The organism is Micromonospora haikouensis, from assembly GCF_900091595.1.
GTDB classification, from domain to species: Bacteria; Actinomycetota; Actinomycetes; order Mycobacteriales; family Micromonosporaceae; genus Micromonospora; species Micromonospora haikouensis.
In genome coordinates this window covers 276,048-290,786 of record NZ_FMCW01000003.1, presented here as the reverse complement: position 1 = coordinate 290,786, position 14,739 = coordinate 276,048, and the positions used below count along the sequence as shown (strand labels likewise).

13 protein-coding genes, 1 tRNA gene and 1 riboswitch are annotated in these 14,739 nt (G+C 72.5%); of the genes, 6 read left to right on the top strand and 8 right to left on the bottom strand.

Annotation, left to right across the window (positions count from 1 at the left end):
• Positions 1-34 precede the first annotated feature (34 nt).
• Positions 35-108, bottom strand: a tRNA-Gly gene (locus tag GA0070558_RS04830).
• A gap of 242 nt (positions 109-350) precedes the next feature.
• On the opposite strand from GA0070558_RS04830, the gene GA0070558_RS04825 reads away from it, so the two are divergent.
• On the top strand, positions 351-1,334 hold the full coding sequence (locus tag GA0070558_RS04825; protein ID WP_091276156.1) for a zinc metalloprotease: 984 nt from the start codon (positions 351-353) through the stop codon (positions 1,332-1,334).
• A 71-nt stretch (positions 1,335-1,405) separates the two neighbouring features.
• On the opposite strand, the gene GA0070558_RS04820 is transcribed toward GA0070558_RS04825, so the two are convergent.
• Positions 1,406-1,999: a pyridoxamine 5'-phosphate oxidase family protein gene (locus GA0070558_RS04820; RefSeq protein WP_091276153.1), complete on the bottom strand. Its 594-nt coding sequence runs from the start codon at positions 1,997-1,999 to the stop codon at positions 1,406-1,408.
• A gap of 126 nt (positions 2,000-2,125) precedes the next feature.
• Here GA0070558_RS04820 and dcd point away from each other — a divergent pair, with 126 nt between their 5' ends.
• Positions 2,126-2,704 carry a dCTP deaminase gene (dcd, locus tag GA0070558_RS04815; protein ID WP_043961089.1) on the top strand — a complete coding sequence of 193 codons (579 nt, stop codon included), beginning with the start codon at positions 2,126-2,128 and terminating at the stop codon, positions 2,702-2,704.
• Between the two features lie 139 nt (positions 2,705-2,843).
• On the opposite strand, the gene GA0070558_RS04810 is transcribed toward dcd, so the two are convergent.
• The 6 genes from GA0070558_RS04810 to GA0070558_RS04785 form a co-directional block, all read right to left on the bottom strand.
• Positions 2,844-3,884, bottom strand: a complete 1,041-nt coding sequence (locus GA0070558_RS04810) for a C40 family peptidase (protein ID WP_091276151.1) — start codon at positions 3,882-3,884, stop codon at positions 2,844-2,846.
• A gap of 12 nt (positions 3,885-3,896) precedes the next feature.
• Positions 3,897-4,037: riboswitch (cyclic di-AMP (ydaO/yuaA leader) on the bottom strand.
• Positions 4,038-4,246: 209 nt separating this feature from the next.
• Positions 4,247-5,263: a C40 family peptidase gene (locus GA0070558_RS04805; RefSeq protein ID WP_077935424.1), complete on the bottom strand. Its 1,017-nt coding sequence runs from the start codon at positions 5,261-5,263 to the stop codon at positions 4,247-4,249.
• Positions 5,264-5,471: 208 nt separating this feature from the next.
• The gene (locus tag GA0070558_RS04800) at positions 5,472-6,473 is read right to left on the bottom strand and encodes a hemolysin family protein (RefSeq protein ID WP_074475666.1); all 1,002 of its coding nucleotides are present in this window, start codon (positions 6,471-6,473) and stop codon (positions 5,472-5,474) included.
• Entirely contained in the window at positions 6,466-7,776 is a 1,311-nt protein-coding gene (locus GA0070558_RS04795) for a hemolysin family protein (RefSeq protein WP_091276302.1), read from the bottom strand. Before GA0070558_RS04795 ends, GA0070558_RS04800 begins: the two co-directional genes overlap by 8 nt.
• Positions 7,777-7,880: 104 nt before the next feature.
• Positions 7,881-10,076, bottom strand: a complete 2,196-nt coding sequence (locus GA0070558_RS04790; RefSeq protein WP_091276148.1) for a (Fe-S)-binding protein — start codon at positions 10,074-10,076, stop codon at positions 7,881-7,883.
• 323 nt (positions 10,077-10,399) lie between these two features.
• Positions 10,400-10,663, bottom strand: coding sequence for a cell division protein CrgA (locus GA0070558_RS04785; protein ID WP_043961083.1), 264 nt, complete (start codon positions 10,661-10,663; stop codon positions 10,400-10,402).
• A gap of 228 nt (positions 10,664-10,891) precedes the next feature.
• Here GA0070558_RS04785 and GA0070558_RS04780 point away from each other — a divergent pair, with 228 nt between their 5' ends.
• From GA0070558_RS04780 to GA0070558_RS04765, 4 genes are all read left to right on the top strand, one after another.
• Positions 10,892-11,698, top strand: coding sequence for a DUF881 domain-containing protein (locus tag GA0070558_RS04780; RefSeq protein WP_077935422.1), 807 nt, complete (start codon positions 10,892-10,894; stop codon positions 11,696-11,698).
• Between the two features lie 266 nt (positions 11,699-11,964).
• Positions 11,965-13,668 carry a class E sortase gene (locus GA0070558_RS04775; protein ID WP_256091765.1) on the top strand — a complete coding sequence of 568 codons (1,704 nt, stop codon included), beginning with the start codon at positions 11,965-11,967 and terminating at the stop codon, positions 13,666-13,668.
• A gap of 2 nt (positions 13,669-13,670) precedes the next feature.
• Positions 13,671-13,949, top strand: a complete 279-nt coding sequence (locus tag GA0070558_RS04770) for a hypothetical protein (protein WP_043961080.1) — start codon at positions 13,671-13,673, stop codon at positions 13,947-13,949.
• 2 nt (positions 13,950-13,951) lie between these two features.
• Positions 13,952-14,602: an aminodeoxychorismate/anthranilate synthase component II gene (locus GA0070558_RS04765; RefSeq protein ID WP_091276146.1), complete on the top strand. Its 651-nt coding sequence runs from the start codon at positions 13,952-13,954 to the stop codon at positions 14,600-14,602.
• The last annotated feature ends 137 nt before the right edge of the window (positions 14,603-14,739 follow it).

Genomic DNA, 14,739 nt, shown 5'->3' with positions numbered 1-14,739 from the left:
GCGGGACATCTGTCCTGACCAGGGCCTTCGTGCGTGGAGCGGGTGACGGGAATCGAACCCGCACTGTCAGCTTGGGAAGCTGATGTTCTGCCATTGAACTACACCCGCAGGCGGACCCACTGTACCCGACACCGTCGACGCGTGCACCCAGGCACCCCTCGCGCGCCCCATCGTCCCGATCACGCCGACACCCGGCCGACCAAGATCCGCAGGCCATCGTCGGTACGCGGGATTTTCATCGCCGCAACATATGCCCATTCTCAAATGCCTCGATGGGTTGTAACGTCTCCCGCACGTTCAAGCCACGGCGCGACACACCCCCTGTCGCGCCGCCAGAAAGAGGTGGGCCCATGGGACTCCGTCCCAACCTGCTGACCCGGCGCACCGCCGGCGTCGCGTCGACGACCCTCGCGCTCCTGCTCAGCACCGCCGCCGTGGGTGTCGTCCCGGCCGCTTCGGCCTTCTCCGCCGCCCCGACCGAGGCGTGCGCCGAGCCGGCCGACGTCCACTCGGACGCCCGGGTGAAGGCCGGCGCGCACGCCAAGCACGAGCCGAACGAACTGACCGCCAAGGAGACCCGCGAGCGGGAGGCCGACCTCGCCGCCGCCCTGCGCGAGCGGGCCAACTTCCGGGCCGGTGCCGGCGCCGCCGCGCTCGCCGCCGTGACCATCCCGGTCGTCGTGCACGTCATCCAGGAGGACGGCACCCGGGCCGGCGGCAACATCCCGGACTCGATGATCAACTCGCAGATCAGCGTGTTGAACGAGGCTTACAGCGGCGGCACCGGCGGCGCGGCCACCGCCTTCAGCTTCCAGCTCCAGAAGATCAACCGGGTCACCAACCCGGCGTGGTTCCCGATCGTGCAGGGCTCCTCGGCCGAGCGCTCGATGAAGACCTCGCTGCGCGAGGGCGGCAAGAACACGCTCAACATCTACCTCGGCGAGCTGAGCGACGACCTGCTCGGCTGGGCCACCTTCCCGAAGCGCCGGCTGGACAGCATGGACGGCGTCGTCGTGCTGACCGAGTCGCTGCCGGGCGGCACCGCCACCAACTACAACCAGGGTGACACCGGCACCCACGAGGTCGGCCACTGGCTGAACCTCTACCACACCTTCCAGGGCGGCTGCCGGGCCTCCGGCGACGGCGTGAGCGACACCCCGGCCGAGGCCGAGCCGGCGTACCAGTGCCCGACCGGGCGGGACACCTGCACCGCGACCGGCCTGGACCCGATCACCAACTTCATGGACTACACCTACGACACGTGCATGTACCAGTTCACCGCCGGCCAGGCGGAGCGGATGCTGACCGCGTGGAACGCGTACCGCGCGGCCTGACGCACCACTGCCGCTGATCGTTCCGGTGCCGGCTCCGTCTCCCGACGGGCCGGCACCGGCGTCTGTGGGGGTCAGGCCGCCGCGCGATGGGCGCCGCGCCCGTCGAGGGCCGACCGCCGATCCGGTACGCCCACCGCGCCCCCGCCCGGGGCGGTGCTCGCGGCGTCGGTGGTGGTGGCCGCGGCGCCAGCGGCACCGGGGTCGAGCCAGACCTGCACGGCCGGCCGACCGGTCGCCTCACCCGGGCGCACGGTGCCGGCGTCGCCGCGCCGGGCCAGCATCGCCACGTCGACGGTGAACTCGAAGAGCCGCCAGTCCACCTGCGGCGCGGCCCGCCCGATCTCGGCGAGCCGGGCCACCCGGGCCTGGTCGGTCACCGGCCTGGCGTGCCCGGCCACGTACGCCTCGTCGTCGCTGTCCTCCGGCGGGAAGGAGTGCAGCGCGTAGCGGCCGTCGCGTTCGAGGTCGCGCCGCTTCGGCGAGTCGACGACGAAGCAGAAGAGCCCCTCGTCGGTGATCACCGGGGACACCGGGTGCACCCGAGGGCCGCCGTCGGCGCGGACGGTGGCCAGGTAGCCGAAGCCCGGCCCGTACTGCTGCATGAGATGACGGATCCCGTCGGCGAGTCGTGGCTCGTCAGCGGCGAATTCGGACCAGGAAGCCATGCCGGCATTCTATCGAACACTTGTACGACACGCGAAGCGCGACGCGCGGGTCGGGCACCCGATTCGCAGGCCCGCTGAGCAGCCCCGCTGACCGGTCCCGCTGACCCACCTCGCTATGGTGTTGCGATGCTGCTCTCCGACCGCGACCTCGTCGCCGAGCTGAAGGCCGGCACGCTCGCGCTGGAGCCGTTCGAGCCGACCCTGGTGCAGCCGTCGAGCATCGACGTACGCCTCGACAAGCTCTTCCGGGTCTTCAACAACCACCTCTACACGCACATCGACCCGTCGGTGCAGCAGGACGACCTGACCTCCATGATCGAGGTGCCCGACGGCGAGCCGTTCGTGCTGCACCCCGGCGAGTTCGTGCTCGCCTCCACGCTGGAGGTGATCTCGCTCGGCGACCAGCTCGCCGGCCGGCTGGAGGGGAAGTCGAGCCTGGGCCGGCTCGGGTTGCTCACCCACTCCACGGCCGGCTTCATCGACCCGGGCTTCACCGGCCACGTCACGCTGGAGCTGTCCAACGTGGCGAACCTGCCGATCACGCTGTGGCCGGGCATGAAGATCGGCCAGCTGTGCATCTTCCGGCTGTCGTCGCCGGCCGAGCACCCGTACGGCTCGGCGGTCTACGGCTCGCGCTACCAGGGTCAGCGCGGCCCGACCCCGAGCCGCTCGTGGCAGAACTGGCGCACCTGGCCGCCCCGCTGACCCCCGCCCCCTGACGTACCGCTCCTCCTGCGGCACGATGCGGCGCGCTGCGCCGCCCTCCGCCGTCCTCCCGCCCGAGGGGTGTGAGAAGGGGCCCCTTCTCGACCGTATGCGTTAAGAAGGGGCCCCTCCTTGCACCTCAGGCGGGGCGGCCGAAGCTGTGGATCGGGCCGTCGTCGACGCGCTTCATCTTCACCGGGACGCCGGCCCGGGAGGCGTGCACCACCCAGCCCCCGCCCACGTACATGCCGACGTGGTGCAGGTCGGAGTAGTAGAAGACCAGGTCGCCGGGGCGCAGGTCGGCGCGGCTGACCTTGGCGGTCACCGACCGCTGCTGGGCCGCGTTGTGCGGCAGCGAGACGCCGGCCTTCGCCCAGGCGGCCAGCATCAGCCCTGAGCAGTCGTACGAGTTCGGGCCCTCGGCGCCCCAGACGTAGGGCTTGCCGATCTGGGCGCAGGCGAACTTCACCGCCGTCCCCGCGCCGCCACCCGGGTAGGACGCCGGGCAGGGGGCGGGCTTCAGCGGGCCGCCGCCTCCGTTGCCGTACACCTTCAGCCGCAGCTTCTGCAGGCGGTCGATCTCGGCGTTGATCTGCTTCTTCTTCGCGGCGAGCTGGGCCTCGGTGCGGGTGAGCTGGGCGACCATCTCGTCGAGGGGCTGCTTCTTCGCGGCCAGCTCGTCGCGGAGGTCGACGACCGCCTGGACGTCGTGCTGCTGGCGCTGGGCGAACCGGTCGAGCAGCTCCAGCTGCCCCATCATCTGGCTCGGCGTGCGGCTGCCCAGCAGGGCGTTGACCACCGAGATGTTGTCGCCCTTGTACGCCTCGGCGGCGAGGCCGCCGACCTTCTTCAACGCCTCGTCCACCTGGCGCTGGAGCGGCCCGATCCGCGCGGCGAGCGCGTCGGCCTGCTTACGCTTGGCGGCCAGGTCCTGGCGGGTGGCGTTGTGCCGCTCGATGATCGGTTCGAGCTTGTTCCAGTCCTCGTCGATCTGCCGCTCGATCTCGGCGACCGAAGGGTCGGCGTGGGCCACGGTCGGTGCGCCGGTCAGGACGACGGCGACGCCGACGAGGGCGGCGAGGACGGTGGTGCAGCGTGACCAGCGGATACGCGGCGCAGCCGGCATGCGGTCGGCGTCGGCCGACCGGCGTGACGGGTGCCGCGGGGCATGGAGTGCCACCGGGCTCCGTTCTCCTTCTTCCTCTACCGCCTACCGGGTTAGCTGACGGGTTCGGGCGGGAAGGGAGAGCGCCCTACCGCAGCGCCGCTGCGGATTCACCCCGGCGTACCTGGGTCCCCGGCTCGCCCGGAGGCGACTCGGCGGTGTCGCACCGTCACCGCCCGGCTGGGCGGTGCAGCTACCGGCCGACAATTGGCCAGAGTAGAGACGATCGCCATCGATCCGCAACCCGACCGGCCGTGACACACCGTACAGGCCCGTGGCCGGCGTCGATGTCCGCCGCACGCCGAAGGCCCCCGGCGGGTGACCGGGGGCCTTCGGGTGGTGCTGCGCGGCGCGGCCTTCGCGGGGGCCGGGCCGGGTCAGCCGGGTCGGCGGAAGCCGGCCACCGGCATGGTGTTGATGCTGCTCACGTTGACCGGCTTGCCGGCGCGGGGCGCGTGCACCATCTTGTCGTTGCCGATGTAGAGGCCGACGTGGTGCAGGTCGCTGAAGAAGAACACCAGGTCACCGGGGCGGGCCTCGGAACGCGGGATGGCGCGGCCCTCGTTCCACTGGGCGCCGGTGAAGTGGGTCAGGTGGATCCCGGCCGCCTTGTAGGCGAACTGGGTCAGGCCGGAGCAGTCGAACGAGTTCGGGCCGGTGGCACCCCAGACGTACGGGTCGCCGACCTGGGCGCAGGCGGTCTTGATGGCGGTGCGGGCAGCGGCGCTGACCACGCCGGTGACCGTCGGGCAGCCTTCGGTGGACACCACGGTCTTCGGCATCGACGCCTGGAGCCGCTTGATCTCACCGTTGATCTTGGTCTTCTTCGCCGCCAGTTCCTTGGTCTGCTTCTCCTGGGAGACGATGAGCGTGTCGAGCTTCTGCTTCTCGGTGTCGTACTTCGCCCGGACGGCGAGCACGCCCTCGACCTGCTTGCGCTCCTGCGCGGCCAGCCGGTCCAGGATGGTCAGCTGCTCGGCGAGGGTGCCCGGCTTGGTGCTGACCAGCAGCGCGCCGATGTCCTGCGACGGGCCGGAGATGTAGTAGCGGGAGGCGAGGTCGCCGACGCGGTTCATCGCCAGCTCTGTCTCAAGCGCCAGCGGCTCGATCTTCTTCTGCACCTCCGCCGCCTTCTCGCGGTTCACCTTGAGCTGGGCGCGGACCTTGTTGTACTGCTCGATGGTGGGCTCAAGCTGCTCCCACTGCTTGTCGATCTGCGCCTCGATCTCGTCCACCGACGGCTCGGCGTACGCGGGCGCGGTTAGTGTCCCGGCGCCGACGGCGACCGCCGCGACCAAGGTGAGCAGGCGGCGTGCGAAACGGCGGGCACCACCCGGGCGAGCGGTTGACCGTTCCGGGGCATGACGATGAGGGGGCATGGTTGCCACCGGCACCGACTCCTTCGCAACCGACCGCCGGGCGCCTCGCGAGAGGGAAGATCGAGGCAGACGACCACAGCGGTCAGCGCCTCACATTAGGGGAGTCCCGCGCGAGGAATCAAGGCGGGTCGGCACACCGTGACGCCCCGCAAACCCTTCCTGCACAACGGGTGTGGGCCGCGCGGCGACGACGGAGAAGACGGGCACCGTGGCGGCCGGTCCGTCAGCCGACGATGGCCGTCAGCACGTCGTCGAGCGTCACCACCCCGAGCGGGCGGCGGCCGTCGCTCACCAGCACCATGTGCCGCCGCTCGCGGCGCATCGACAGCAGCAGGTCGGCCAGCGTACGGTCCGGCGGCACCACGGCCAGCGGGTGGTAGACCCCGGCCGGCACGGGGGCGCGGCGCTCCGCGCCCGCGTACCCGAGGACGTCCTTGACGTGCACGAAGCCGAGCACCCGGCGGGTGGCGCGCTGCACCACCGGGAAGCGAGACCGGCCGGTGCGGGTGGCCAGCACCTCCAGCGAGGCCGGCGACACGTCCTCGGCCACTGTGGTCACCGTCGACCAGGGTTGCAGGGCGTCCGCCGCCGTGCGGGTGTGCAGCGCGAGCGCCCCGGTGATCCGGGCGTGCTCCTCGGCGTCGAGCAGCCCCTCCGTCCGGGCCTGCGACACGAGACCGGCCAGTTCCTCGGCGGTGAACACCGTCTTGACCGCGTCCGTCGCCTCGACCCGCCAGATCCGCAGCACCTGCCGCGACGCCCACTTCATGGCCAGCAGCAGCGGCTTGGTCGCCGTGCAGAACGCCAGCATCGCCGGCCCCAGCCAGAGCGCCGACGGCTCCGGCCCCGCCAGGGTGATGTTCTTCGGCACCATCTCGCCGACCACGGTGTGCAGGAAGACCACCACGCCGAGGGCGATCAGGAACGCCACCGGGTGCACGGCACCGTCGGGCAGGCCCAGCGCGTGGAACAGCGGCTCGATCAGGTGGGCCAGCGCCGGTTCGGCGATCGCGCCGAGGCCCAGCGAGCAGATGGTGATGCCGAGCTGCGCCCCGGCGATCATCAGCGGGATCTGGTTCATCGCCGACAGTGCCCAGCGGGCCCGCTTCGAGCCGGCCGCCAGGGGTTCGATCACCGTCCGCCGGGAGGCGATCAGCGCGAACTCGCTGCCGACGAAGAACGCGTTGCCGAGCAGCAGCAGCACGGTGACCAGCAGTTCAGGCATCGTCCCCGGGCTCCTCCGGGCGCAGCACCCGCACCTGCTCGATCCGGTGCCGCTCCACCTCGACCACGATGAACTCGTACCCGCCCTCCTCGACCGTCTCGCCGGCCACCGGGATGTGCCCGAGCCGGGCCATCAGGAAGCCGCCGAGCGTCTCGTAGGGGCCCTCGGGGAGCCGGAAGCCGGTCTGCTCGACCAGCTCGTCCTCGCGGAGCACCCCGTCGACCAGGACGGTCCGCTCGCCGCCCGGCACGGTCAGCTCGACCGGCCCGACGTCGTCGACCGCGTCCGGGTCGAACTCGTCGGCGATCTCCCCGACCAGCTCCTCCACCAGGTCCTCCACGGTCACCACGCCGTCGGTGCCGCCGTACTCGTCGACGACGATGGCCAGGTCCGCGCCGGCCGCCTTGAGGGCGGCCAGGACGCCGTCGAGGTCGAGGCTCTCCGGCACGTACACGGGCTCGCGGGCGACCGACGCGACGGTCGTCCGGGCCCGGTTCGCCAGCGGTACGCCCAGCGCGTCCGGCACCGCCGCGACGCCGGTGACCAGGTCGAGGGTCTCCTCGAAGACGGGGAACCTGGTCCGGCCGGTGTGCTGGGCGAGGGTCAGCAGCTCGGCGACGCTCGCCGTGGCGCGCAGCGCGATCACGTCCACCCTGGGGGTCATCGCCTCGGCCGCCCGCTTGTCGCCGAAGCGGATGGTGCGCCGCAGCAGCATCGCGGTGTCCGGCGGGAGCGCGCCGGCGCGGGCCGAGATCGCGGCCAGCAGGCCCAACTCCTCGGGAGACCGGGCGCTGGCCAGCTCCTCCTGCGGTTCCACCCCGAGCCGGCGGACCAGCGTGTTCGCCGAGTTGTTCAGCCCCCGGATCAGCCACCCGAACGTCCGGGAGAAGCCGCGCATCCCCCGGGCGGTGGCCAGCGCGGCGGGCATCGGCCGGGCCAGCGCCAGGTTCTTCGGCACCAGCTCGCCGAAGAGCATGGACAGCAGGGTCGCCAGGGCCAGGGCGAGGAACGGGGTGAACCGGTCGGCCGCCGGCCCCAGCGGGTGCAGCGCCGGGGCGAACAGCCGGGCCAGGGCCGGCTCGGCCAGGTATCCGGTGAGCAGGGCGGTGATGGTGATGCCGAGCTGGGCCCCGGAGAGCTGGAAGGACAGCTCGTGCAGCGCGCGGCGGACCGTCCTGGCCGCGCCGTCGCCGGCGGCGGCCCGTCGGTCGATCTCCGGCCGGTCCACCGTGACCAGGGCGAACTCGGCCGCTACGAAGAACGCGTTGCCCGCGGTCAGCAGCACGAAGCCGACCAGGGGCAACACCGTGGCAACCAGAAGACTGTCGATGATCGGTTCACCTCGGCAGGATTGTTCCACGACGGGCCGGGCCGCACATCACTACGCGCGGCACCGGCCTCGTCGGGTCAGCTGCCGGAGGTGGCGGTCTCCTTCTCGCCGGCGGCGTCGGCCGGCTTGAGCGAGCGGAGCAGCACGCTGGCGACGTCGACGACCTCGACCTGCTCACCGGCCCCCTTGCCGTTGACGCCGTCGTTGAGCATCGTCGAGCAGAACGGGCAGCCGACCGCGATGGTCCTCGCCCCGGTGGACATGGCCTCCTCGACCCGGTCCACGTTGATCCGCTTGCCGATCTTCTCCTCCATCCACATCCGGGCGCCGCCGGCGCCGCAGCAGAAGGAGCGCTCGCTGTTGCGCGGCATCTCGACGATCTCGCCCTGGACGGAATCGCCGAGGACCTCGCGCGGGGCGGCGAAGACCCGGTTGTGCCGTCCCAGGTAGCAGGGGTCGTGGTAGGTGACGCCGCCGTCGACCGGCTGCACCGGGGTGAGCTTGCCGGCGCTGACCAGGTGGGCCAGGAGCTGGGTGTGGTGCACCACCTCGAACTCGCCGCCGAGCTGCCCGTACTCGTTGCCGAGGGTGTTGAAGCAGTGCGGGCAGGTCGCGACGATCTTGCGCTTGCTCTTCTCCCGGCCGTCGAACGCCTCGTTCAGCGTCTCGACGTTCTGCTGGGCGAGCATCTGGAAGACGAACTCGTTGCCGATCCGGCGGGCCGGGTCGCCGGTGCAGGTCTCGCCCTCACCGAGGATGGCGAAGGAGACGCCGGCCTCGTTGAGCAGGGTCGCGACCGCCCGGGTGGTCTTCTTGGCCCGGTCCTCGAACGCTCCGGCGCAGCCGACCCAGAACAGGTATTCGAAGTCGTCGACCTCGCCGACGCGCGGCACCTCGAAGCCGAGCCCCTTGGTCCAGTCCTCGCGGGTGTTCTGCGGTGCGCCCCAGGGGTTGCCCTTGTTCTCCAGGTTGCGCAGCATGACGCCGGCCTCGGACGGGAAGCTCGACTCGATCAGCACCTGGTAGCGGCGCATGTCGACGATGTGGTCGACGTGCTCGATGTCGACGGGGCACTGCTCGACGCACGCGCCGCAGGTGGTGCAGGACCAGAGCACGTCCGGGTCGATGATGCCGCCGTCCTCGGCGCCGCCGATCAGCGGCTTCTCGGCCTCGGCGAGCGCCAGCACGTCCACGTGGGCGAGCTGGGCGGCGGTGGCCTTCTCCTCGCCGGTGAGGTCCTTGCCGCCGCCGGCCAGCAGGTACGGGGCCTTGGCGTACGCGTGGTCGCGCAGGCTGAGCACGAGCAGCTTCGGCGACAGCGGCTTGCCGGTGTTCCAGGCCGGGCACTGCGACTGGCACCGCCCGCACTCCGTGCAGGTGCTGAAGTCGAGCAGGCCCTTCCAGGTGAACTGCTCGACCTGGGCGACGCCGAACTGGTCTTTCTCCGGGTCGGCCTCCTCGAAGTCGAGGGGCTTGCCCTGGCTCATCATGGGCCGCAGCGCGCCGAGGCCGGAGCCGGCCCGGCCCGGGTCGCGCTTGAAGAAGATGTTGAAGAAGGCGAGGAACCGGTGCCAGGCGACGCCCATCGTGACGTTGAGCGCGATGACGATCAGCCAGGTCATCGAGATGGCGATCTTGATGAGGGCGGCGATGCTGACGCCGGCCGACCAGTCGGGCAGCAGCGCGCCGACGGCGTGGCTGACCGGGGTGGCCCACAGCGGGTACTCGAAGTGGTCGGTGGCCACCTTGAAGCCCCGGATCACGAAGCCCATGATCAGCACGGCGAGGACCACGGCCTCGACGAAGTAGCCCTGCCACATGGTCGAGCCGGTGAACCGGGAGCGCCCGCCCGGCCGGGAGGGCCGGTTGCGGACCCGGATCGCGATCAGGACCAGGATGCCGACCGTGCCGAGCACCGCGATCAGCTCGGTGACCAGGCCGTAGACCGCCAGGCCGCCGATCAGCGGCAGGCCGCCGGTCGGGGAGACGACCTCGAAGTATGCCTCCAGGACCAGCAGCGACAGCACGATGAAGCCGACCATGACGAACCAGTGCGCGGCGCCGACCACGCTCCAGCGGAGCATCCTGGTGTGGCCGGCGGTCTCGGCCAGCATCGTCTTCGTGCGGGTGCCCCGGTCGGCGAACCGCTCCGGGGCGGGCTGGCCCAACCGGACGACTGCCAGGATCTTCATGACCGCGCGTACCGCAAGCCACACCGCCACGGCGGTGATGGCGGCCGCGAGGATCGTGGTGACGATCTGGACGCTGCCCATCGAGTTGGCCTCCCGGTCTGCTGCCTGTCGAGCGGCTCGGCGGCCGGGCCGGGTCAGGGGCGCGACCGGCGCAGCGCCTTCGTCGCACCCCGACCGGACCGGTCGATGACCTCGCTCCGCTCGGTCATGCAGTGCAGCCTACGCGAGAGTTACCCGACAGTAACGTGAGTCATCTCGCAGCTGAGCCGCGCCGCCCTGCGGACACCATAGGGTGCGCGCCGCCGAAACGCCGGGCAGGGGCCCGGCGGGGTGGCGTGGATCGTGCCGGAAGGCAGGCCGGGGGTCAGGCTCCGGCCCGGCAGGTGACGGCCGGGCCCGCGGGGTCAGCGCCAGCGGGAGAGCAGGACCAGGGAGGCGACCATCGCGCCGAAGCCCACCGCGAGGTTCCAGTAACCCCACGACATGACCGGGTATTCCTGCTCGGAGAGGTAGTAGACCACCAGCCAGCCGATGCCAGCGACGATCAGGGCGACCGCCGTGACCGGCAGCCAGACCGGGCTAGGCTTGCGCGTCGCCGCCGTCGCCGTCGGACGCACGTCCGTCGGCGGGGTGTACACCTTCTTCTTGCGGACCTGAGACTTGGGCACGACGCTCTCCAGAGGGGTGACGACCTCGTCCGGCCTGACAACCGGGCGCGGGGGCGACGGTCCATGGCCAATAATGTTCGACAGCTAGCGTAGTCCGGATGACCCGTTCAAGCCATGAATGGGGTCAGGCCGATGCACGGAGTGACCGAAAAAGGCGGGACTGTTCGGGTCGCCGCACCGGCCCGCGTCGTCGCGGGCCGACACGAGACGACGCGGAAGGAGCGCTCGGTGGAGTACACGTCCGGCGCGGCCTCCTGGCAGAAGGTTCTCCGCCGGGCGGTCGTCGGCCTCCTGCCCCGGCGTCCCCGGCAGCGGCGTCCGGGCTGGTCGATCGGCGTGCCGCTGATCGCCGCCGCGGCCGGGCTGCTGTTCACCACCACCGCGACGACCGCCGGCGGCACCGCGCTGCGCGAGGACCGCCGACCCCAGCTCACCCAGCTCATCGAGGACCGCCGGGTGCAGGTCGCCGCGAGCGAGCGCCGGGCCGCCCAGCTCCGGGCCGAGGTCGAGGAGGAGACGGCGACCCTGGCCGATTCCGACGGCCCGATCAGGGAGCAGCGGGACCGCGCCGCCGCCAGCCGGCAGGACGCCGGGTTCACCGCGCTCACCGGGACGGGCGTCACGGTCGAGCTGAACGACGCCGTACGGCGCGCGGACCAGGAGCTGCCCGACGGTGCCACCAACGACGACCTGGTCGTCCACCAGCAGGACGTGCAGGCCGTGGTGAACGCGCTCTGGGCCGGCGGCGCGGAGGCGATGTCAATCATGAACGTCCGCGTCCTCGCCACCAGCGCGGTACGCTGCGTAGGTAACACCCTGCTGCTCCATGGGCGGGTGTACTCCCCTCCATTCAAGATCGTTGCAATCGGCGACCCCGCTGCGCTCCGGCAGGCCCTCGCCGCGTCTGAGGGAGTGCAGATGTTCAAGGGCGCGGTCAACGACTTCCAGCTGGGCTACCGGGAGACCGTCTCGACGGTCACGGTGCCGGCGTTCGAGGACTCGACAGCCCTGCGCGCGGCGACGGTGCCCCGGTGACCCGGAGGCCCGACGATGGCTGGGACGGCCGGCACCGGGGCCGGCAGGAGGAGGACACGGCCTTCCTCCCCAGGCTCGACCGCGCAGAACCGGCCGCCCCTGGGCCGGCCTCCTCCCACCCGACCGCCCCTGGCCTGGCTAATCCTGGCCCGACGGGTCCTGGCCCGACCGCACCTGGCCCGGCTGCCGCCGACGCGGGGGCCGCCGCTCCGCCGGACCCGTCCCGCCCGGAGCGGCCCGGCCCGACCGGTCCCTGGCCCACGCCCGTGCTGACGCCCCGCCCGGCGGTGCCCCACGCCCAGCGGCCGGCGACGCCCGGCCGGGCACCCGCGGAGGCGGCCCCGCCCCTGGCCGGGCCCCGCGCCCAGCAGCGGCCCGCACCGACCCCGGACCCCGGGCGCGGCACCGACTGGTTCGCCGGCACCCCGCAGCAGCCCGCATCCGGGCCACCGGCCCCGGCCCACCCTCCACTGGGCACGCCCCCGCAGCCCCCGGCCCACCCCCCGCTGGACACGCCCCCGCAGGCCCCGGCCGCGCGGCCGCCCGTGGACGTCCCGGCCCGCCGGCCGGCGGGCGAGCCCGACCAGACGCCGTACGGACGCCCCTCGGGCAACGGCGCCGAGCCCGGGCGGGCACCGTACGAGCGGCGGCCCGTCGGCGGCGACGCCGGGTTCGGGCCGGGTCACCGCCCGGCCGAGCTCAGGCCCGCCCCCCGTCCGGCGAACGACACCGACGGTCCCACGGCCTTCCTCCCCCCGGTCGAGGCGCGCGCCGACGACCGCTCCGGGGCGACTTTCTCCCGTGGGTCCGGCTTCCCGGGCACCGCGCCGCCCGACGCGGTCAACCGTCCCCCTGCGGACCGCCGCCCCGGCCCGGTGCCGCCCGCCGCGGACCACCAACCCGGCACCCCGCCGCACGGCACCCCGCCGCACGGCACCCCGCCGCACGGCACCCCGCCGCCCGGGGCGGTCGACCGCCCCGGCCCGGTGTCGCCCGCGCCGGTGTCCCCCGGGGCGGGGCGTCCGGTTCCGCCGGGCGGCAGCCCTGGTCACCCCGTCGACCCGGCGGCCACCGCCGTCATCCCGGCGGTGCCCCCTCGGCCTCCGGCCCCCGACGCGACCGCGCTGATGGGCGCGGTGCCGCGCCTGCCCGACAACGGCGACGAGGCCGCCACCGACGGGGAGCCGGCCGAGCCGCCCCGGCCGCGTCGCGGCGAGCGGGTGGTCCAGCTCCGGGCCGAGCAGACCGACGAGGGCTACAAGAGCGTCTACTCCGACCTCACCCGCCCGACGTTCTGGAGCCGGCTGCGCACCGGGGTCCGGTTCACCGGCGAGCTGCTGATCACCTTCGGCCTGGTGGTGCTCCTCTTCGCCGGCTACGAGGTGTGGGGCAAGTCGGCCATCGTCGACGCCCACCAGAACGACCTCAGCAACCAGCTCGCCCAGGCCTGGGGTCCCACCGGCGACCCGACCGTGGCTCCCAGCGCGAGCGCGTCGGCGAAGCCGAAGCCACCGGCGCACGGCAAGCCCATCGCCGGGCTCTACATCCCGAAGCTCGACAAGAACTGGGTCGTGGTCGAGGGAGTCACCCAGCAGGACATCCGGTACGCCCCGGGCCACTACCCGGACAGCGCGATGCCCGGCGAGGTGGGCAACTTCTCCGTCGCCGGCCACCGCAACCGGGCGACCTTCTGGCGGCTGGACGAGCTGAACCCGGGCGACGCGATCGTCGTCGAGGGCAAGACCGAGTGGTACGTCTACCAGGTCTACAAGTCGCGCATCGTCAAGCCCAACCAGGTCGAGGTCGTCGCTCCGGTGCCGATGCAGCCGGACGCGAAACCGACGAAGAAGGTGCTCACGCTGACCACCTGCAACCCGAAGTTCGACAACTACCAGCGCCTGATCGTGCACGCCGAGCTGACCCGTACGCAGCCCAAGTCGGCGGGTCAACCGGCGGAGCTGGGGGGCTGACGATGTACGCCTGGATCTGGCGCAAGCTGCCGTTGGGCGTGCCCGGCAAGCTGATCGGCTCACTGCTGTTGGCCACCGCCACGGTGGCCCTGCTCTGGTATGTGGTCTTCCCGTGGGCGGAGCCGCTGCTCCCCTTCGACGACGTGCAGGTCACCCAGGACTCCGGGGTGCCGGGCGGCGGCTCGGGCGTGGACGGCAACGCCCCGCCGGCCGGCGACGAGCACGACCTGCCGTACGACACCGAGCAGAACAACACCCCGCCCCCCTCTCCGAGCAGGTGACGATGCGCGTCCTGGTGATCGACAACTACGACTCGTTCGTCTTCAACCTCGTGCAGTACCTCGGCCAGCTCGGGGTGGACTGCGAGGTGCGGCGCAACGACGAGATCGACGTCGAGGAGGTGGGGCGGATCGGCGCGGCCGGCGTCCTGCTCTCCCCGGGGCCGGGCAGCCCCGACCGCGCCGGCATCTGCCTCGACGTCATCCGCCGGTACGCGGGCGAGCTGCCGATCTTCGGCGTCTGCCTGGGTCACCAGGCCATCGGCGAGGCGTTCGGTGCCACCGTGGCCCGCGCCCCCGAGCTGCTGCACGGCAAGACCTCCGAGGTCAGCCACCGCGGCGTCGGGGTGCTTGCCGGCCTGCCGGGCCCGTTCACCGCGACCCGCTACCACTCGCTCGCCGTGCTGCCCGAGACGCTGCCCGAGGAGCTGGAGGTCACCGGCTGGACGGGCTCGGGGGTGGTGATGGCGATGCGGCACCGCACCCTGCCGATCGAGGGCGTCCAGTTCCACCCGGAGTCAGTGCTGACCGAGGGCGGTCACCTGATGCTGGCGAACTGGCTCGCCGCCTGCGGCCACCCGGAGGCGCTGGAGCGCGCCCCGGCGCTGGCCGCCGAGGTGGACGCGCGCCGTCTTGCCGCCTTCGCCGCCGCCTGACCGGCTCCCGGTTTTCCGCGCTGGGCGGCGCTGGCTGGGAAGCGGCCTGTCGGCGAGATGGGGCGGTCCGGCCCGGTGGACGGCGCCATGTCGCCGGCATGGTGTGGATCAACGCGCTCGTCCGTCGGCGAACGCGT